Raw genomic sequence first — 19,845 nt, forward strand, 5'->3', positions numbered from 1 at the left:
GCCGCCGTCCGTCCGGCCAACAAGCACCAAAATCAAACACAACACCAATCACTGAGCCTCAAACGAAAAGGCCTTCTTCCCCATCCGGGAAGAAGGCCTTTTCCGTTTCCGGCCGGAAAACCGGGCCGCCAGGTCTGGATGGTGTCGGCGCCTTACAGCATGGCGTTGATGCACAGGGCGATGACGGCGGCGATGGAGAGCATGCCGGCGGCCTCGACGAAGGAAGTGAGGCGGGCGGCGAAACCATTGGTGAGGGCGGCGGCGGTCTGGTTGGCGGTAACGGTGGTCATGATCTTTGTCCCCTTATGATGGATGATCGCTGGTCGGGCGATGGTCGTTGATAAAGCGCGTGAGGGTCCGGGTCGGCTTACAGCATGGCGTTGATGCTGGCGGCGATCAGCAGGGCCACGGCCATCATGGCCACGCCCTCGACGGCGGCGGTGTCGGGCAACAGCTTGAAAAAGCGGAAGGAAGTGGTGCGGCTGGAAGCGGCGAAGGTGGTCATTTCTCTCTCCATCGGTGCGTTGGTCGGTGATGTCCCTATAAGAGCAAGGGCCGTGCCAACTCATCGAAATGGCGGAAATCCTGGAGTTCGGGGGTCCGCCAATCACCGCGCCGCTATGCCCTCACCAGAATTTGGCCACAATGGCGATTTAGTGTGAAGATAAGCGATTCTAATTTGAACGGCGGCGGACACTGTCCGTTTACGAACACCCCCGTTGTCCGCTGGCGCACGCCCTGACACGCACCGGGCACAAAAGCGAAAGGCCCTCTTCCCCATTCAGGAAGAAGGCCTTTTCGATTGCGCCGGAACCCCGGCCGGCGCGCCCCAATCACGGCAGGGCGCGCGTAGTGATCAGCCTAGCCTCACAGCATGGCGTTGATGCACAGGGCCATGACGGCGGCGACGGACAGCATGCCGGCGGTCTCGACGAAGGAGGACAGGCGGGCATAGAGGCCGGTGGTGACGGCGGTCTCGGTGGCGGTGACGGTGGTCATGATCTTTATCCCCTTATGATGGATGATCGCTGGTCGGGCGATGGTCGTTGATAAAAGCGCGTGAGGGTCCGGGTCGGCTTACAGCATGGCGTTGATGCTGGCGGCGATCAGCAGGGCCACAGCCATCATGGCCACGCCCTCGACGGCGGCGGTGTCGGGCAACACCTTGAAAAAGCGGAAGGAAGTGGTGCGGCTGGAAGCGGCGAAGGCGGTCATTTCTCTCTCCATCGGGATCGTTGGTCGGTGATGTCCCTACAACAGCAAGGGCCGTGCCAACCCATCGAAATGGCGGAAATCCTGGAGTTCGGGGTTCCGCCAATCACCGTGCCGCCGCGCCGTCACCAGAATCTAGCCACAATGGCGATTTAATATGAAAATGAGCTATTCCGTCCTGTACGGCAGTGGACACTGTCCGTTTATGGACACTTTCCTCCGACCGCCAGCGCGCCCTGATAGCGCCGGGCACAAAAGCGAAAGGCCCTCTTCCCTACGCGGGGAGAAGGCCTTTTCGGTTGTGCCGGCGATCCGGCCAGCGCCGCCCCTTTTATGACGCACAGGGGCGGCGCGCGTATTCCTGTGGGCTTTACAGCATGGCGTTGATGCACAGCGCGATGACGGCGGCGACGGCCAGCATACCGGTGGTTTCGACCACGGCGGCGGCGCGGGGCAGGATGGCGGCCAGGCGGTCGGCCAGGCTGGCGGTCTCAGTGCTGCGCGCGGCGGTGACGGTCCGGGTGGTCATGATTTTCGTATCCCTTCAGCTGATATGGTCGGTTCAAAGCATCGTGTTGACGCTGACGCTGATCACCAGCGCCACGGCCAGCATGGCGACAGTCTCGACCATCTCGGCGCTGGGCAGATACTTGAAGAAACGGAAGGAAGCGGTGCGGGGCGCGGCATTGAAGGACGACATCTTGATCTCCATCGGAGGGTGGTTGGCTGATGCTTCCCCTATCAGCAAGGGGTGTGCCAACCGCCGAAAGCCGCGGAATCCCATCGTTCTTGGTTAAGGGTTTATGGATCGTTGACCAGACAGCGCCACTAATTAGCCGCATTCGCCACATTTGGCGAATATGGCTACCATTTCAGCGTCCGGAATCGCCCACTGTCCGTTTGCGGACAGGCGGAACCGTTCATCACCGAACAGCGGGCCGCTTTCGACGGCCGCCGTCAGCCGCCGAACCACACCTTGGTGTCGAGATAGCGCGACGCCAGGAAGCGATAGAGGCGGCCGATCTCCAGCATCGCCTCGTCCCTGGCCGGGTCCAGCGTCTTCCAGCGCTGGGGAAGGTCCTCCCAGGCCAGGGTTTCGAAGTGCAGGTTGTCGCGGTGCCGGCGCAGCATGGCGACCGTGCCCTCGAACTGCTTCAGCGCCGCCACGGCCTCGCCCGTGCCGGCCTCGACCTCATCGAACCAGGCACGATACTTTTCCACCGGCACCTTCAGCAGCGACTGGATGCGCCGCAACTGGTGGTCCAACTCGCGATCACCTCGGGCCAGCTTCTGCATCTCGCGCAGCTTGCGGCCGATGTCGAACACCGGCTTGAAATACTCGCGCAGCGCCTCCAGGAAGGCCAACTCATTGGCCAGCACCTCCACCCTATCCACCACCTCCTGCTTGCGCTCGGCGGCGACGCCGACCAGGGCGGCGATCTCGGCCGCCTGCTCGCGCATGCGGCGCTTGGCTTCCTCGCTCTCATCCAGGGCGGCGGCCGCGTCGGCGCGGGCGCCGGCGATGGCCTTCAGCAGCGACCCGCCGATCTTGATGAAGGCCAGGTCGCGGTGGCGGGACTCGATGGTCCAAGAGGCCGTTCCGTCCACGATTTCCGACGGGATGCGATCCCCGTTATGGATGATGCGCACGAAGCGCAGGCTCTGCGCGACCATGCCCAGCAGCTGGCCGTCCCCGCTTTCGGGGGAGATGGAGAACATCTGCGCCACCTGGCGCAGGGGAATGGCCCCCCGGGCATCGCCCAGGTCGATCTGCAGCACCGGTTCGCCATGGCTGAGCGTGAAAAAGGAATTGGGCAGACACAACGCCGGATGCGCGAAGTTGAATTCCGTGATGCTGAGCTTGGCCGTCTTGTCGGGCATGGCGGTGGAAGAGTGTCCTGGAAAGGCGACTTAATAAAGTATCTAGCGGTTGCCCTGCCGTACATCCACCCCCGAACGCGGTCGGGTGTCGATGCAAAAATGCCCCGCCAGCCCCCATCCTATACACCCGTGTAGGATAAGCACGCTGGGGGCCGAGGTTCCCGGCAGGGCCGGTTTTTGAGAAATTTCGCTGTCAGGCCGACAATGTGCCGCTTGGCGACGGGCGGTTGACCCGTGCTATAACACGCCGTCGCGCATCCCGCCGCCTATTCCGCTCCGAGAAGATGCCCTTGTCCTTCCCTCGCATTGCCTTGTCGCCCCGTCGCCTCCGCCGCCTGGTCCCGCTCGCCGCCCCCCTGGCGCTGCTCGCGGTCGCGGCTTGCTCCAGCGATGAGAAGGAGGCGCCCTATATCGAACGCCCGGTGGAGCAGATCTACTCCGAAGCCGGCAACGCCATCGATCGCGGCGAATACCAGAAGGCGGCCCTGCTGTTCGGCGCCGTGGAGCAGCAGCACCCCTATTCGACCTGGGCCATGCGCGCCGAGCTGATGGCCGCCTACGCCTATTACCAGGCCAACAAGTATGAAGAGGCCGTCGGTTCGCTGGACCGCTTCATCAGCCTGCACCCCGGCAACCCCAACGTCGCCTACGCCTATTACCTTAAGGGCCTCTGCTATTATGAGCAGATCTCCGACGTGCGGCGCGATCAGACCCCGACCGTGCAGTCGCTGAAGGCGCTGGAAGAGGTCATCCGCCGCTTCCCCACCAGCCCTTACGCCCGCGACGCCAAGCTGAAGATCGACCTGACCCGCGACCATCTGGCGGGTAAGGAGATGGACATTGGGCGCTATTACCAGAGCGTGGGCCTGAACCTGGCCGCCATGAAGCGCTTCCGTCAGGTGGTGGATCAGTACCAGAGCACCAGCCACGTGCCGGAGGCCCTGCACCGCCTGGTGGAGGTCTACCTGTCGCTGGGCATGCTGGATGAGGCGCGCAAGGCCGCCGCCGTGCTGGGCTACAACTACCCGGGCAGCGACTGGTACCAGGACACCTACGACCTGGTGAAGGACCTGCCCAAGCCGCGCGTCATCCCCGTCAACCTGACGGCCCAGCCCGCCGACACGCCGGCGGCCGGCCCCCGCGCCGGCGCGCCGGTCGCGGCCCCCGAGGGCCAGACGGCACCGGCTGTGGACAAGCCGGACGCCAAGCCGGCCGACCTGAAGGCGCCGGACCAGAAGGCCGACGACAAGGGCGAGAAGCCCCGCCAGGAAAGCAAGGACCGTGGCTTCTTGGGTTGGCTTTTCGGCGATTAAGTCCTAGAAAAATCATATCCCGACAGCGGGGCTCCGGATCGGCGACAGACCAGTCCGGGGCCCTTGTCGTCTAAAGAATGCCGTCTGAAAAGTATCGTCCCCAAGGCTCGCAAAACCGGGTGAGTTGCCATGCTGGCGTCCCTCTCGATCCGTGACGTGGTCCTGATCGAACGGCTGAACCTGTCGTTCGGCCAAGGCTTGTGCGTGCTGACCGGTGAGACCGGCGCCGGCAAGTCCATCCTGCTGGACGCGCTGGGCCTGGCCCTGGGCGGCCGGGGCGACAGCGGCCTGGTGCGCCACGGCGCCGACCAGGCGACGGTGGTGGCCGAGTTCGATCTGGCCGCGCGTGGCGCCAATGGCGGATTGGACCACCCCGCCCTGGCCCTGCTGCGCGAGCAGGACCTGGATGCAGACACCACCCTGGTCCTGCGCCGCACCGTCACCGCCGATGGCCGCTCCCGCGCCTTCATCAACGACCAGCCGGTGGGCGTGGCCCTGCTGCGCCGGGTGGGTGAGACGCTGGTGGAGGTGCATGGGCAATTCGATACCCACGGCCTGCTGAACCCCCTGACCCATCGCGACCTGCTGGACGACTACGCCGGCCTGACCGCCAAGCGCGCGCAGCTGTCCGGCCTCTACCGCGCCTGGCAGGCGGCGGAGACGGCCCGCCTGGATGCGGATCGCGAGGCCGCCCGTGCCCGCGAGGAGGAGGAATACGTCCGCCACGCGCTGTCGGAGCTGGACGCGCTGGATCCCAAGGACAATGAGGAAGAGGCCCTGGCGGAAAAGCGCGCCGTCATGATGCACCGGGAAAAGCTGGTGGAGGCACTGACCGGCGCCGCCGGTGAGATCGCCGGTGAGCGCGGTGCCGAACGGGCGCTGGCCAACGCCCTGCGCCACCTGACCCGGGTGGCCGACAAGGCCGCCGGCCAGCTGGACCCGCTGATTTCCATCCTGGACCAGGCCGCCGCCGAGATCGGGGAGGCGGCGCGCGCCCTGCAGGTCATGGCCGGCGACATGGACCATGACGGTGCCACCCTGGAAAAGCTGGAGGAGCGGCTGTTCGCGCTGCGCGCCTGCGCCCGCAAGCACGGCATCGCCGTCACCGGCCTGGCGACCCTGCGTGCCGACTTCGCCCGCCGCCTTTCGCTGATCGAGGACCAGGGCGACCTGCTGACCCGCCTGGCCAAGGACGCCGCCGAGGCGAAGCAGGCCTACGCCACCGCCGCCGCGTCCCTGACCGAGGAGCGGCGCCGGGTGGCCGGCAAGCTGGACCGGGCCGTGATGGCCGAACTGGCCCCCCTGAAGCTGGAAAAGGCCCGCTTCGTCACCGCCGTCGACACGGTGGGTGAGGCCGAATGGGGCCCCGGCGGCAGCGACCGCGTGGCCTTCACCGTCGCCACCAATCCCGGCGCCCCGCCGGGCCCGCTGGCCAAGATCGCGTCCGGCGGCGAACTCGCCCGCTTCATGTTGGCGCTGAAGGTGATCCTGGCCCAGGTCGGCACCGTGCCCACCCTAGTGTTCGACGAGGTCGATACCGGCATCGGCGGTGCCGTGGCCAATGCGGTGGGTGAGCGCCTGGCCCGTTTGGGTGCCGGCCTGCAGGTTCTGGTGGTGACGCACAGTCCGCAGGTGGCGGCGCGCGGCCAGCAGCACCTGAACGTGCGCAAGCGCGTGGCTGCCGGCAAAACCACCACCGACGTGGTCATCCTGTCACCGGAGGAGCGGCGGGAAGAGATCGCCCGCATGCTGTCGGGCGCCGAGATCACCGCCGCCGCCCGCGCCGCCGCGTCCGAGCTGATGGCCGCCGGCTGAGCCGGCGCCATCCCCTTCCGCCTTTCATCCCGAGTACTGCCATGGCCGCCAAGCAAGCCATCGACACCCTGACCCTAGCGGATGCCCGGGCGGAACACGCCCAGCTGGTGGCGGAGATCGGCCACCACCGCGCCCTCTATTACCAGAAGGACGCGCCGGAAATTTCCGACGCCGACTACGACGCCCTGGAACGGCGGCTGGCGGCCATCGAGCAGCGCTTCCCCGAACTGGCCGGCGCCCATAGCCCCACGGCCACGGTGGGGGCCGCCCCCGCCGCCGGCTTCGGCAAGGTGAAGCACAAGGTGCCCATGCTGTCGCTGGGCAACGCCTTCGAGGATGAGGACGTCACCGACTTCGTCGCCAGCATCCGCCGCTTCCTGGTGCTGGACGAGACCGCCCCGCTGGATTTCGTGGCCGAGCCCAAGATCGACGGCCTGTCCCTGTCCATCCGCTATGAGGACGGCCAGCTGGTACAGGCCGCCACGCGCGGCGACGGGGCGGAGGGCGAGGACGTCACCGCCAACGTCCGCACCATCGACGACATCCCCAATACCTTGCGCGGCAAGGCGCCGGCGGTGCTGGAGGTGCGCGGCGAGGTCTATATGCGGCGCGAGGACTTCCTGGCGCTGAACAAGGCCCAGGCGGAAAAGGGCGAGAAGGTCTTCGCCAACCCGCGCAACGCCGCCGCCGGCAGCCTTCGCCAGCTGGACGCCAGCATCACGGCGGGCCGGCCCCTGCGCTTCTTCGCCTATACCTGGGGTGAGCTGTCGGAGCCGCTGGGCGCCACCCAGTCGGAAAGCCGCCAGCGCCTGGCCGACCTGGGCTTCACCATCAGTGAGCCGTCGCGCCTGTGCCGCACGGCCGACGCGCTGCTGGACTATTACCACTGGATCGGCGGCCAGCGCGCCACCCTGCCCTTCGACATCGACGGCGTGGTCTACAAGGTGGACCGCCTGGATCTGCAGGAACGCCTGGGCTTTCGCACCCGCACGCCGCGCTGGGCCACCGCCCACAAATACCCGGCGGAGAAGGCGCAGACCCTGCTGAAGGCCATCAGCATCCAGGTGGGACGCACCGGCGCCCTGACCCCGGTGGCCGAGCTGGAGCCCATCACCGTGGGCGGTGTCGTCGTCTCGCGCGCCACCCTGCATAATGAGGATGAGATCCGCCGCAAGGACGTGCGGGTGGGCGACACCGTCATCGTCCAGCGCGCCGGCGACGTGATCCCCCAGATCGTGAGCGTCGTCGCCAACCTGCGTCCCGCCGACAGCCATCCCTTCGAATTCCCCACCCACTGCCCCGCCTGCGGCAGCCTGGCCGTGCGCTCCACCGCCGAGAAGGCGGACGCGGCGGCGGAAGTGGTGGCGGTGGAAAGCGGCAGCCCGGAGGACGGTGCTGCCATGGAGGATGCGGAAGCGCCCGCCCCCGAGGAAACGGTGGCCGAGCCGGACGGCGTGGTGCGGCGCTGCACCGGCGGCCTGATCTGCCCGGCCCAGGCGGTGGAACGCCTGATCCATTTCACCAGCCGCCTGGCCTTCGACATCGAGGGCCTGGGCATCGAGCGCATGCGCCTGTTCCACAGCCAGGGGCGCATCCGTGAGCCGGCCGACATCTTCACCCTGGAAAAGCGGGAAAGCGAACGGCTGGACCGCATCGTCACCATGACCGGCTTCGGCAAGAAGTCGGTGGAGAAGCTGTTCGCCGCCATCGAGGCCCGCCGCACCATCGGCCTGGACCGCCTGATCTACGCCCTGGGCATCCGCCAGGTGGGCGAGGCCACGGCCAAGCTGCTGGCCCGCCACTATCTGACGGTGGACCACTGGCGCGCCGCCATGATCAAGGCGGCCGAGGAGCGGGCCGCCCAGCCGGCCGAGCGCAAGCCCGAGCTGGTGGGCGAGTCCTATGCCGAGCTGTGCGCCATCGAGCAGATCGGCGTCGGCGTGGCCGACGACATGATGGCCTTCTTCCGGGAAGAGCATAACCGCGCCGTGCTGGACCGCCTGCTGGCCCAGATCACCGTGGAAACCTACCAGCGGCCCACCACCACCGGGTCGCCGGTCGTGGGCAAGACCGTGGTCTTCACCGGCACGCTGGAGACCATGGGGCGCAGCGAGGCCAAGGCCAAGGCCGAGAGCCTGGGCGCCAAGGTCGCCGGCTCCGTCAGCGCCAAGACCGACTATGTCGTCGTCGGCGCCGACGCCGGGTCCAAGGCCACCAAGGCGCGCGAGCTGGGCCTGACCATCCTGACCGAACAGGAGTGGGCGGACCTGATCAGCGGCAAGACCGGCGCCCCGGAATAATGGCGAAATCCACCATCCGCCTGGCGTGAACGGCGATTAAATTGCCGTTCACGTTGGACAGATGGCACCCCACCCTAGGGTTTCCGCCGCGCCGACATTTGGCACATCCCTTGCGATAAAGGCCCTAACCGGCCCGGCACGTTGGGCCGGACCGATCCGGAAGCCCCGCCCGCGCAACATCACCGGGGCTGGCGCTTCCCGCCTTATCGTCAGGGAGACCCCGCTTCATGTTCCGCATGCCCCACCGCCTGGCCACCCTGTCCCTGGCGCCGCTGGCCGCCGCTCCCTTGGCCGCCGCACTCATCGCCTTCACCTCGGCCCCGGCCTACGCCGGCACCATCGGCCCGCAGACCCTGCACGGCCGCACGCTGGAGTTGGAAGGCCTGGTGGCCAATGTCGAGATCACGGTGTCGTCCTCCGCCAAGGAGATCACCGTCACCGCCACCGGCGACGACGACCAGGTCAACCGCCTGTCCTTCCACAGCGAGGGTGACAAGGCCAAGGTGGAGCAGGAGCACCGCCACCACGAGCATTACAGCGACCGCGACTTCATGAAGGTCAGCGTCACCCTGCCCGCCGGCACCAGCCTGGCGATCGACGATTTCGTCGGTGACCTGACCGCGGGCGACCTGAACGCCGACCTGGCGATCGAGGACCTGCATTCCGGTTCCGTCACCGTCGGCCGCGTGCACTCCGCCGCCTTGGACGTGACCGGCAGCGGCAACATCACCGTGGGCGACGTCGCCAAGGCCGTCTCGGTGGAGATCAAGGGCTCCGGCAAGGTGCGCACCGGCAAGACCAATGGCGAGGTGTCGCTGGAGATCAGCGGCTCCGGCAATGTCGACATGGCCTCGGTCAACGGTGCCGTGTCGGCCGAAATCCACGGCAGCGGCAACGTCACCATCCATGCCGGCAAGGCCGACCCGCTGTCGGTGGACATCGCCGGCTCGGGCGACTTCAGCATGGACGGCGTCGCCACCAACCAGTCCATCAGCCAGCACGGCTCCGGCCAGGTGCGTATCCGCAATGCCGGGCATTGAGACTTCATCAATCACGTCGACCGAAGGGCGATGCCGCGCGGGGCGGCGCCGTCCCTTCAGAAAGCCCGCCGGGAAACTGGCGGGCTTTCGTCTTTTGCGGCAAGGGCATAAGGTCCAGATCCCACACGACATCACCTGGGACTGCGTCGATGAAATACCTGCACACCATGGTCCGCGTCACCGACCTGGACGCCTCGCTGGACTTCTACGTCAACAAGCTGGGCCTGCAACTGGTGCGCCGCCGCGATTATGAGAAGGGCCGTTTCACCCTGGTCTATCTGGCGGCCCCGGGCTCGCCGGAGTCGGAGGTGGAGCTGACCTGGAACTGGGATCCGGAGGTTTATACCGGCGGCCGCAACTTCGGCCACCTGGCCTTCGCCGTGGACGACATCTACGCCACCTGCCAGCGCCTGATGGACGCCGGCGTCACCATCAACCGCCCGCCGCGTGACGGCCACATGGCCTTCGTTCGCTCCCCCGACCAGATCTCCATCGAGCTGCTGCAGGCCGGCGACGCCCTGCCCCCGCGGGAGCCCTGGGCCTCCATGCCCAACACCGGCACCTGGTAAATCGCCCTCCCCGGGGCCGGCCCCGCAGCGCGCGGTTGCGGGGCCGGCCCGTTCATTCTATCCCTACCCCATGCTGCTGCTGATCGTCCTGGCTGTGATGGGGGTGGGTTTGGCCCTGGCGCTGGTCGCCTGGCTGGCCACGCGCGGCCCGTCCGAAGCCGAAATCTTCCGCCGCTTCGACGCGCTGGAAGGTTTCACCATCACCGAACGCCACGCCCATGAGGGCACCGGCATCGCCGCCGACGAGGCGCGCGGCCGCGTGGCCGTGATCGGCAAGGGCCTGGACAAGCGCCCGCCCGTGCTGCTGGCCGCCAAGGACCTGACGGCCTGGCGCTACCAGGCCAAGGACCAGCATTTCGAAATGACGCTGAAGACGCGCCGCTTCCCGCAGCCCCTGGTCGTCAGTTTCCGCAAGCGCGCCACCGCCGACGAATGGCTGAAGATTTTCCGCAACATCGTCGAGGAGCGTTGACCTATCCCACAGCGCGGCCCGTACGGAAGTGCGAGACTCTGGGACCCCATACGTCTTAAGGTCATGATGAGGCGGTTGTACCGCCCGCTGTTTTAAACGCCCCGCGACCTAAAGGTTGGCATGACGCCCCCACCGTCCTCCGAGGCACCGTCGTCGTCCCGTACCCTGGCGCAGTTCGGGAACGCATCGCCCGTCACCGGCGGAACCCCCCGCGACGGGAACGGCCAAGGAGGCGGCGCCCAGGCGCCGGGCATGGGGCCGGAGGATGGCAAGGCGGCGGCGCGCAAGAAGGTGCGCCTGCCGCTGCGCAAGCGCCTGTCCTACAAGCAGGCGCGCAACACCGCCCTGCTGACCCTGGCGCTGGGCATCATCCTGAACACCGCCCAGATCACCTACGACCTGTTCAACGTCGAGCAGCAGACCGACCAGCTGGTAAAGCAGGTGCTGAGCACGGCGCGCCAGCCGGCGGCGGAGGCAGCCTACGCCTTCGACCAGGCGCTGGCGGAACGGGTGCTGACCGGCCTGTTCGAGTACCGCCCTCTGTACCATGCCGTGATCTATGAGGATTTCGGCAACCAGCTGGCCGCCAAGGACCGGCCTGAGACGGAAGGCGGCCTGAAGTGGCTGGCGGAAATCCTGCTGCCCCAGGAAAAGACCTTCTCCATCCAGCTGGTCATCGAGCGCCACCATCAGAACGTGGGCGTGCTGAAGGTCAGCGTCGACCGCTATCTGATCGCGCTGGATTTCTTCCGCCGCTCGGCCATCGTGCTGGGCGTGGGCCTGGTGTGGACGGTGGCGCTGGCGCTGATCCTGGTCGTGGTCTTCTACATCTCGCTGTCCAAGCCCTTCCTGCGGCTGACGCGCGGCATCGCCGCCGTGGACGCCCGCCGCCCGGCCGACCTGCTGCTGACCGTGCCGCCGCAGCATGCGGACGACGAGCTGGGCCTGCTGGCCAACACCACCAACGAGTTGCTGCTGGAATTCGACCGCGCCCTGGTGGAGCGCGAGCGGGTGGAGGCCCGCCTGCGGGAGCGCGAGACCCACCTGTCCGGCATCATGGACAACGTGGCCGATGGCATCATCACCCTGGATGAGGACCTGCGCGTCGCCACCATGAACCGCGCCGCCCACCAGCTGTTCGGGTATGAGCCCGGCCAGGCGGCGGGGCAGCCCTTCGTCAGCTTCATCGCCGACGAAGACTGGCCGCGGGTGTCGATGGAGCTGATGACCAGCCTGCGCCGCCAGGGCGGCAGCCACGGCGGGGAGCAGCGGTCGGAGGTGCAGGGCCGCCGGCGCGACGGCACCGTCTTCGCCATGGCCTTCGGCGTCAGCCAGATGCGCCTGGGCACCCGCCGCACCGCCATCTGCGTCATCCAGGACATCACCCAACGCAAGCGGTCGGAACGCGCCGTGCGCGAAAGCGAGGAGCGGCTGAAGCAAGCCGTCAGTGCCACCCGGTCCGGCGTGTTCGACGCCGACTTCGCCACCGGCCTGACGTGGTGGAGCCCCGAGTTCCTGGAGATGCTGGGCTATCCCGGCGGCGCCAGCCCCTGGCATGACAAGCCGCTGGAGGCCCTGCTGCACCCAGACGACGCGCCCGGCACCATGGGCACCATCGAGCGTTACCTGTCGGGCGAGAGCGGCGACTACCTGAGTGTCTTCCGCCTGCGCAAGAACGACGGCAGCTGGCTGTGGATCGAGGCGCGCGGCCTGGCCATCCGGGATGAACGGGGCCGCCCCCTGCGCTTCACCGGCACCATGACCGACGTGACCGACCGCAAGCGCTTCGAGGAACAGCTGCTGTATGTCAGCACCCACGACCCGCTGACCGGCCTGGCCAACCGCACCCTGCTGCAGGACCGTCTGCAGCACGCCATCGCCCATGGCGCCCGCAAGGGCACGTCGGTCGCCGTGCTGGTCATGGATCTGGACCGGTTCAAGCTGGTGAACGACAGCCTGGGCAGCCAGGTGGGGGACAAGCTGCTGCGCGCCCTGGGGCAGCGCCTGGTGTCGTGCGTGCGCGCCGCCGATACCGTGGGCCGCATGGGCGCCGACGAGTTCATGGTGATCGCCGAGGATTTGCCGGAGCCGCAGGTGGCCGCCCGCATCGCCGAGGCCATCCTGGTGGGCCTGACCCGCCCCTTCGCCATCGACGGCCAGCAGTTGTTCATCACCACCTCCATCGGCATCAGCCTATTCCCCGGCGACGCGTCGGACACCGACGCCCTGCTGCGCGACGCCGCCACCGCCATGGACAACGCCAAGGCCGCGGGCGGCAACAGCTACCAGTTCTTCACCCCCCGCATGAACGAGGAGGCCGTGGCGCGGCTGTCCATGGAGCACGCGCTGCGCGAGGCCCTGGACCTCAACCAGTTCACACTGCACTACCAGCCCAAGATCGACCTGGAGACGCTGCAGCCGGTGGGGACCGAGGCGCTGATCCGCTGGCACCATCCGGAGATGGGCCCCGTCTCCCCCGCCCGCTTCATCCCCATGGCGGAGGAGAACGGCCTGATCGTCCCCATCGGCGAATGGGTCATGCGCACCGCCCTGGCCCAGATCCGCGCCTGGCAGGAACAGGGGCTGCAGCCCCTGCCCGTGGCCGTCAACGTCTCCGTCCGCCAGGTCTCCTCCGGCCAGTTCGCGGAGCGGGTGCGCCAGCTGCTGCAGGAATACGGCGTGGGCCCGGAATTCCTGGAACTGGAGATCACCGAGACGGCGATGATGTCCAACCTGGCCTATATCGCCGACACGCTGGCGGAACTGCGCGCCCAGGGTATCTCCATCGCCATCGACGACTTCGGCACAGGCTATTCCTCGCTGTCCTACCTGCGGCGCCTGCCCATCACCACGCTGAAGATCGATCGCTCCTTCGTGTCGGAAGCGACCTCCAACACCGACACGGCCGCCATCGCCGCCACCATCATCGCCATGGGCCGTCAACTGGGCCTGACCGTGGTGGCGGAGGGAATCGAGACCGAAGAGCAACTGGACTTTCTGCGCCGGCACCAGTGCGACCAGCTTCAAGGCTTCTTCTTCTCAAAACCCCGCCCGGCGGACGACTTCTGCAAAACTTTTTTGAAGCCGACAAAGATGCACGCGGTGGCCTCCTGAACCCGGCTTGACGCCTACTGGCAACCCGGCAAACACCCCCTCGGAAGCGCCGGAACCCGAGTCGAATGGCGTTGCAGATTTGCCCTATCGGGCGCGGAATCCCTTGATCCTGCTCATCAATGCTTGACGGCAAGGCCCGGAAAACCGAGGCTTGGCGTAGAGAGGCTGGACGCGAGTCCCAGGCAGGAATGCCAGGAATGGTCGTGTCTTAAAAAAAACGTGCAGGGAGGAAAGACGCATGGCGGCGAACGTCTTTGGAAAGTCGTGCCTGAAATCTCGTATTCTGGCGGGTGTGAGCGTCGCGGCGCTAGGCACATCGCTGTTCGCTTCAATGCCGGCGCGCGCCCTGGACTTCAGCAGCGGCGATCTTCAAGGCAGCTTCAACACCACCCTGACCTTCGGCGGCCTGATCCGCGTGCAGGAGCGTGACAAGAATCTGGTGGGCAAGGCCAATGGCGGCAACGCCTCCTCCATCAACCAGGATAACGGCGACCTGAACTACGGCACCGGCCTGGTGTCGTCCACCGGCCGCATGACCAACGAACTGAAGCTGGACTACGACAACATCGGCTTCTTCAGTCGCGCGACCTTCCTGTACGACCCGATCAACAACGACGCCAACAGCACCTCGGGTGCGCGCACCGGCGCCTTCACGCTGAGTTCCACCGCCCGTGACCAGACGGCGGCCTACGCCCGCCTGCTGGACGCCTACGCCTACGGCAACTTCGACCTGGGCGGCGGCACCTCGCTCAGCATGCGTGTGGGCAACCAGGTGCTGAGCTGGGGTGAAAGCACCTTCATCCCCAACGGCATCAACGCCATCAACCCGGTCGACGTCTCCGCCCTGCACCAGCCGGGCACGGAGCTGAAGGAAGTCTTCCTGCCGGTGCCGATGATCAGCGCCAACCTGGGCCTGACTAACAATCTGAGCGTGGAAGCCTTCTACCAGTTCAAGTGGGAGAAGACGCTGCTGGACCCGGCCGGCACCTATTTCAGCAGCGATGACTCGCTGTCGCCGGGTGCCCGCTACCTGTCCCTGCCCTTCGGCAACCCGCTGGCCGCCGACAGCCCGCTGCAGCACGCCATCGAGACCAACGGCACGGTCAAGAACCCCATCCTGGGCCAGGTCACCCCCATCGCGCCCTTCGGCACCAACGTGCCGCGCCTGAACGACCACAACGGCCGCGACGACGGCCAGTTCGGCTTCGGTGTCCATTATTCCGTGCCGGAACTGGACGACACCGACTTCGGCATTTTCTTCCTGAAGTACAACAACCGGGTGCCGGACCTGTCGGTCAAGGTGGGCAGCTTCGGCGACTTCGCGTCCAACCCGGAGACGTTCAGCAATCACAGCGGCTACTTCGCCGACTACGTCAACGACATCAAGATGTATGGCGTCAGCTTCAGCACCAGTGTTGAAGGCGTCGCCATCCAGGGTGAGTACTCGTACCGCCAGGGCCAGCCCCTGCAGTACGACGCCGTGGACGTCCTGCAGGCCATGCTGGCCGCGCCCTCGGTCTTCGGCTTCATCCAGACCGGCAGCCAACAGGGGGCCGCCCTGGGCGCCCAGCAGGGTGCCGCCGCCGGCGCCGCGCAGGGCCTGGCCGCCGCCACCGCCGCCTACCAGACGGCCGTGAACCAGGTGCTGTCGGTCGCCGCCCCGGCGCTGGTCGGCACCAACTTCACCGCGCTGCCGGCCCCGGTCCAGGCCACCGTCCAGGCCGCCATCGCCGGCGCGGGCGGTCCCGCTTCGCTGGCCGCGGCCCAGGCCGCGGGGCAGGCCCAGGGCTCCGCCGCCGGCGCCAAGGCCGGCGCCACCGCCGGCGCCACCGCCGGCGCGCAGCAGGCCGCCACCGCCGCCGCCCATATCTTCAACACCAATGCGCTGATCCAGCGCCTGGGCGGCATCCAGGGCACCACCACAGCGCAGATCGAGCAGAGCGCGTCCCGCCTGTTCGGCACCACCATCCAGGGCTATGGCCGCTACGACATCAGCCAGGTCCAGATGACCTTCACCAAGGACCTGCCGCCCATGATGGGTGCCAACCAGGTGATCCTGGTGGGCGAAGTCGGCGCCGACATCGTGCACAACATGCCGGACGGCGTGCACTTCAGTGGCACAGGCACCAATGTGGGCGGCAATGCCAACTTCCTGGGCCTGGGCGGCATGGAGAGCGTGGCCACCAGCGGCTTCGGCACCGAGTTCTCATGGGGCTACCGCCTGGTCGCCCGCTTCGACTACCTGAACGCCATCGGCGGCATCAACCTGATGCCCCGCGTGGTCTGGGAACATGACGTGCACGGCACCACGCCGCTGCCCGTGGGCACCTTCATCGACGGTCGCAAGGCCGTGTCGGTGGGCCTGACCGCCACCTTCCTGGACAAATGGTCGGCCGACGTGAACTACACCAACTTCTTCGGCGGTGGTGACTTCAACCTCATCAACGATCGTGACTTCATCAGTTTCAGCGTGAAGTACTCCTTCTAATCCTGCCACCCCGTCACGGGATCGCTGGATTTCCCCCGGCGGCCCGTGACAGGGTCAGCATCCCTTTCCCGGTTTTATGGGCGCCGGCCGCCGAGAGGCGGTCCGCGACTTGAATGATGAAATGCCGCCCCCTCGCCGCCCGGCTCGTCGCCGGCGCCCTGTCCCTGGCCCTGGCCTCCAGCCTCGCCCCCAGGGACAACCTAAGAGCGAGGGAGATGGCGGCCGGCGACAGCCCCTCATCATCCGACATCCCCTCGTCATCCGACATCAAGGTCACCGCGCCCATCGCCGGGAAGACCCCGGCCGCCAACGCTCCCATCCCGGCGCTGCTGGCCCCTCTTGCCCCGCGTTCCCTGATCCTAGCCGGCACGCTGGCGGGTACGCGCCTGGTGGCGGTGGGGGAACGCGGGCATATCCTGCTGTCCGACGACAATGGCCACAGCTGGCGCCAAGTGCCCGCCCCCGCCAACGCCACCCTGACCGGTGTGCGCTTCATCGACGCCAAGCAGGGCTGGGCCGTGGGCCATGACGCCACCATCCTGCACACCACCGATGGCGGTGAAAGCTGGACCCTGCAGAACTTCGCGCCCGATTGGGAACAGCCCCTGATGGATGTGCTGTTCGACGACGCCGACCACGGCATCGCGGTGGGCGCCTACGGCCTGTTCCTGGAAACCGCCGACGGCGGCAAGACCTGGACCAAGCGCCGCATCACCGACGACGACCTGCACCTGAACGCCATCTTCGCCACCGGCGGCGACACCCGCATGGTGGTGGGGGAGGCCGGCGGCGTCTACACCAGCCCGGACAAGGGCCGCACCTGGACCAAGCGCGCCCTGCCCTATGAGGGCTCGCTGTTCAGCGGCGTGGCGGTGGACGACAGGGCCGTGGTGGTCTTCGGCCTGCAGGGCCACGCCTTCCGCTCCACCGATGGCGGCCAGAATTGGCAGACCATAGACACCGGCACCAAGGCCGGCCTGATGGGCGGTGTCGCCACCCCCGATGGCCATGTCGTCCTGGTGGGCGCGCTGGGCACCGTGCTGAGCAGCAGCGATGGCGGCGCCAGCTTCAAGCTGACCTACCGCCCCGACCGCCTGGCCCTGGCCGATGCGGTCCGCGGCGCCGACGGCACCTTGGTCCTGTTGGGCGATGAGGGCCCCAAGCTGGTGGGCGCGCTGCCCTGACCGCCAGCGCCGCCCCTGACCGCCTTTTCCCGGTTCCCCCGTTTCCCCCGAGTGCCCGATGACGTCCCTGCCCCGCTTCCTCGACGCCCTGATCTTCCGCCACCGGCAGGTGGTGCTGGTGCTGTTCGCGCTGGCCACGGCCTTCTTCGCCTGGCAGGCCAGCCACCTGGCGGTGGACACGGCCTATGAGAAGCAGCTGCCGCAAGAACACCCCTATATGAAGACCTTCCTGCAGTATCAGAAGGAATTCGGCGGGGCCAACCGGGTCGTGGTGGCGCTGAGCGTGAAGAAGGGCGACATCTACACGCCGGAATTCTTCACCAAGCTGAAGCAGGTGACGGACGAGGTGTTCTTCATCCCCGGCGTGGACCGGGCCAGCGTCACCTCCCTGTTCACCCCCAACGTCCGCTTCATCGAGATCGTTGAGGACGGGTTCAGCGGCGGCAACGTCATCCCGGCGGAGTTCAAGGCCACACCGGACTGGCTGAACGTGGTGCGCGGCAACGTGCTGAAGTCCGGCCAGGTGGGCCGCCTGGTGGCGGAGGATTTCACCGCGGCCTTGGTCAGCATTCAGCTGCTGGACCGCGACCCCAGCACCGGCGCCAAGTTGAACTACATGGACGTGGCCAAGAAGCTGGAGGCCATCCGGGGCAAGTACGCCGACGATGCCGTGGACATTCACATCATCGGCTTCGCCAAGGCCATGGGCGACGTGGCCGACGGCACGGTGGGCGTCATCGGCTTCTTCGGCCTCGCCTTCGTCATCACCGCCGTCCTGGTCTATGTCTATGGCCGGTCGTTCCGTATGACCGCCGTGCTGCTGGCCCTATCGGTCGTCACCGTCATCTGGCAGCTGGGCCTCCTGGTGCTGATGGGCCTGGCCATGGACCCCATGTCCATCCTGGTGCCCTTCCTGGTGTTCGCCATCGCCATCAGCCATGGCGTGCAGAACGTGGGCACCATCACGCAGGAGATCGGCAAGGGGGCGGACGCCTTCTCCGCCGCCCGCATCAGTTTTCAGCGCCTGCTGGTGCCCGGCGCCAGCGCCCTGGTGGCCGACGCCATCGCCTTCCTGACCATCCGCATCGTCAAGATCCAGATGATCCAGGAACTGGCGCTGTCGGCCTCGGTCGGCATGGTCATCATCGTCATCACCCACCTGATGATCCTGCCGGTGGCCCTGTCCTTCCTATCCTTGGGCGACAGCTACCGCCGCCGCGTTTCCGGCCAGGTGGACCGCTTTGACGCGGTGTGGAAGGTCTTCACCGTCTTCGCCCGGCCCAAGGGCGCCATCCCGGCCCTGATGATCGGCCTGGCCGTCTTCGCCTGGGCGCATCATGAATCGGGCCGGCGCGTCATTGGCGACGCCGAGGCCGGCGTGCCCGAGCTGTGGCCGGACAGCCGCTACAACAAGGATGCCGATTTCATCGCCGCCCATTTCGCCATCGGCGTGGACATCATCCAGGTCATCGCCGAGGCGCCGGCCAACGGCTGCATCGACTACAATGTCGCGTCCCAGGTGGACGACTTCGCCTGGCAGATGCGCAATGTGGACGGCGTGCAGTCCACGCTGTCGCTGCCCCAGGTGATGAAGACCGTCAACATGGGCTGGAACGAGGGCAACCTGAACTGGCGCGTCCTGCCCCGCAACAGCCAGGTGCTGGTACGCGCCGTCTCGCCCGTCGAGACCTCAACCGGCCTGTTGAATGCCGACTGTTCCGTCATGCCCATCATGATCTTCACCAAGGACCACAGGGCAGAGACCATCGACCGCGTGGTCAAGGCGGTGGAGACCTACAACAAGGTCCACGGCACCGACGCCAAAGATAAGGGCGCCATCCGCTTCCGCCTGGCCACCGGCAACGTCGGCGTCATGGCCGCCACCAACCAGGCGGTGACGGCGGCCGAGACCCCCATGCTGCTGTGGGTCTACGGCACCGTGCTGGTGTTCTGCGCCCTTACCTTCCGCTCCGTCGTCGGCACCATCGCCACCGTGTTGCCGCTGATCGTGGTCTCGGTGCTGTGCGACGCGCTGATGGCCGAGCTCAAGATCGGCCTGAAGACGAGCACCCTGCCGGTCACCGCCTTGGGCGTGGGCATCGGCGTGGACTACGGCCTCTATATCTTCAACCGCCTGCAATCCTATCTGAAGCACGGCCTGGGCTTCGCCGAAGCCTACTACAAGACCCTGCAGGAAACCGGCAGCTCCATCCTCTTCACCGCGCTGACCCTGGCGGTGGGTGTCGCCACCTGGTCCTTCTCCGCCCTGAAGTTCCAGGCCAACATGGGCGAGCTGCTGACCTTCGTCTTCATCGCCAACATGTTGGGCGCCATCATCCTGCTGCCCGCCATCGCCGCCACGCTCTATCGCCTGTTCCCCCGCCTGTTTGAGAGCGAGGTCAAGCGGGCGCAGAAGCGGACCTTCGCGGCTCACTAGTTCGGTTGCCTCAAGCGCCG

General features: G+C 67.0%; 17 protein-coding genes. 10 read left to right on the plus strand and 7 right to left on the minus strand.

From position 1 onward, the window contains the following. Window positions 1-152: 152 nt before the first annotated feature. The 7 genes from FBZ89_RS30795 to FBZ89_RS10145 all read right to left on the minus strand — a co-directional run bounded on the left by FBZ89_RS30795 (window position 153) and on the right by FBZ89_RS10145 (window position 3,093). The gene (locus FBZ89_RS30795; RefSeq protein WP_186457281.1) at window positions 153-290 is read right to left on the minus strand and encodes a hypothetical protein; all 138 of its coding nucleotides are present in this window, start codon (window positions 288-290) and stop codon (window positions 153-155) included. A 77-nt stretch (window positions 291-367) separates the two neighbouring features. Continuing rightward, window positions 368-505, minus strand: coding sequence for a hypothetical protein (locus tag FBZ89_RS30800; protein WP_186457282.1), 138 nt, complete (start codon window positions 503-505; stop codon window positions 368-370). A 362-nt stretch (window positions 506-867) separates the two neighbouring features. Then, on the minus strand, window positions 868-999 hold the full coding sequence (locus FBZ89_RS31905) for a hypothetical protein (protein ID WP_281292014.1): 132 nt from the start codon (window positions 997-999) through the stop codon (window positions 868-870). A gap of 78 nt (window positions 1,000-1,077) precedes the next feature. Further along, entirely contained in the window at window positions 1,078-1,215 is a 138-nt protein-coding gene (locus FBZ89_RS30805; protein WP_186457283.1) for a hypothetical protein, read from the minus strand. A gap of 367 nt (window positions 1,216-1,582) precedes the next feature. Beyond that, window positions 1,583-1,741 (minus strand): hypothetical protein, encoded by a 159-nt coding sequence (locus tag FBZ89_RS30810; RefSeq protein WP_186457284.1) that lies wholly within the window; start codon window positions 1,739-1,741, stop codon window positions 1,583-1,585. 33 nt (window positions 1,742-1,774) lie between these two features. Further along, a complete protein-coding gene (locus FBZ89_RS30815; protein WP_186457285.1) occupies window positions 1,775-1,912 on the minus strand; it encodes a hypothetical protein in 138 nt (45 codons plus the stop codon). A 257-nt stretch (window positions 1,913-2,169) separates the two neighbouring features. Next, window positions 2,170-3,093: an AAA family ATPase gene (locus tag FBZ89_RS10145; protein ID WP_145749878.1), complete on the minus strand. Its 924-nt coding sequence runs from the start codon at window positions 3,091-3,093 to the stop codon at window positions 2,170-2,172. 290 nt (window positions 3,094-3,383) lie between these two features. Here FBZ89_RS10145 and FBZ89_RS10150 point away from each other — a divergent pair, with 290 nt between their 5' ends. The 10 genes from FBZ89_RS10150 to FBZ89_RS10195 all read left to right on the plus strand — a co-directional run bounded on the left by FBZ89_RS10150 (window position 3,384) and on the right by FBZ89_RS10195 (window position 19,825). Further along, window positions 3,384-4,406 (plus strand): outer membrane protein assembly factor BamD, encoded by a 1,023-nt coding sequence (locus FBZ89_RS10150; protein WP_342780603.1) that lies wholly within the window; start codon window positions 3,384-3,386, stop codon window positions 4,404-4,406. A 129-nt stretch (window positions 4,407-4,535) separates the two neighbouring features. Then, window positions 4,536-6,221: a DNA repair protein RecN gene (gene recN / locus FBZ89_RS10155; RefSeq protein ID WP_145749880.1), complete on the plus strand. Its 1,686-nt coding sequence runs from the start codon at window positions 4,536-4,538 to the stop codon at window positions 6,219-6,221. 41 nt (window positions 6,222-6,262) lie between these two features. Then, on the plus strand, window positions 6,263-8,521 hold the full coding sequence (gene ligA, locus FBZ89_RS10160) for an NAD-dependent DNA ligase LigA (protein ID WP_145749881.1): 2,259 nt from the start codon (window positions 6,263-6,265) through the stop codon (window positions 8,519-8,521). 227 nt (window positions 8,522-8,748) lie between these two features. Continuing rightward, window positions 8,749-9,561, plus strand: coding sequence for a GIN domain-containing protein (locus FBZ89_RS10165; RefSeq protein WP_145749882.1), 813 nt, complete (start codon window positions 8,749-8,751; stop codon window positions 9,559-9,561). Between the two features lie 149 nt (window positions 9,562-9,710). Next, on the plus strand, window positions 9,711-10,130 hold the full coding sequence (locus tag FBZ89_RS10170) for a VOC family protein (RefSeq protein WP_145749883.1): 420 nt from the start codon (window positions 9,711-9,713) through the stop codon (window positions 10,128-10,130). A gap of 70 nt (window positions 10,131-10,200) precedes the next feature. Further along, window positions 10,201-10,602: a hypothetical protein gene (locus FBZ89_RS10175; RefSeq protein ID WP_145611471.1), complete on the plus strand. Its 402-nt coding sequence runs from the start codon at window positions 10,201-10,203 to the stop codon at window positions 10,600-10,602. A gap of 120 nt (window positions 10,603-10,722) precedes the next feature. After that, window positions 10,723-13,716, plus strand: a complete 2,994-nt coding sequence (locus FBZ89_RS10180; RefSeq protein WP_145749884.1) for an EAL domain-containing protein — start codon at window positions 10,723-10,725, stop codon at window positions 13,714-13,716. Between the two features lie 238 nt (window positions 13,717-13,954). Next, window positions 13,955-16,204, plus strand: coding sequence for a DUF1302 domain-containing protein (locus tag FBZ89_RS10185; protein ID WP_145749885.1), 2,250 nt, complete (start codon window positions 13,955-13,957; stop codon window positions 16,202-16,204). A gap of 113 nt (window positions 16,205-16,317) precedes the next feature. Next, complete coding sequence (locus FBZ89_RS10190; RefSeq protein WP_145749886.1) at window positions 16,318-17,388, plus strand: WD40/YVTN/BNR-like repeat-containing protein; 1,071 nt, start codon at window positions 16,318-16,320, stop codon at window positions 17,386-17,388. 58 nt (window positions 17,389-17,446) lie between these two features. After that, window positions 17,447-19,825: an efflux RND transporter permease subunit gene (locus FBZ89_RS10195; RefSeq protein WP_145749887.1), complete on the plus strand. Its 2,379-nt coding sequence runs from the start codon at window positions 17,447-17,449 to the stop codon at window positions 19,823-19,825. Window positions 19,826-19,845: the final 20 nt, after the last annotated feature.

Source organism: Nitrospirillum amazonense, assembly GCF_007828045.1.
GTDB lineage: Bacteria > Pseudomonadota > Alphaproteobacteria > Azospirillales > Azospirillaceae > Nitrospirillum > Nitrospirillum amazonense_C.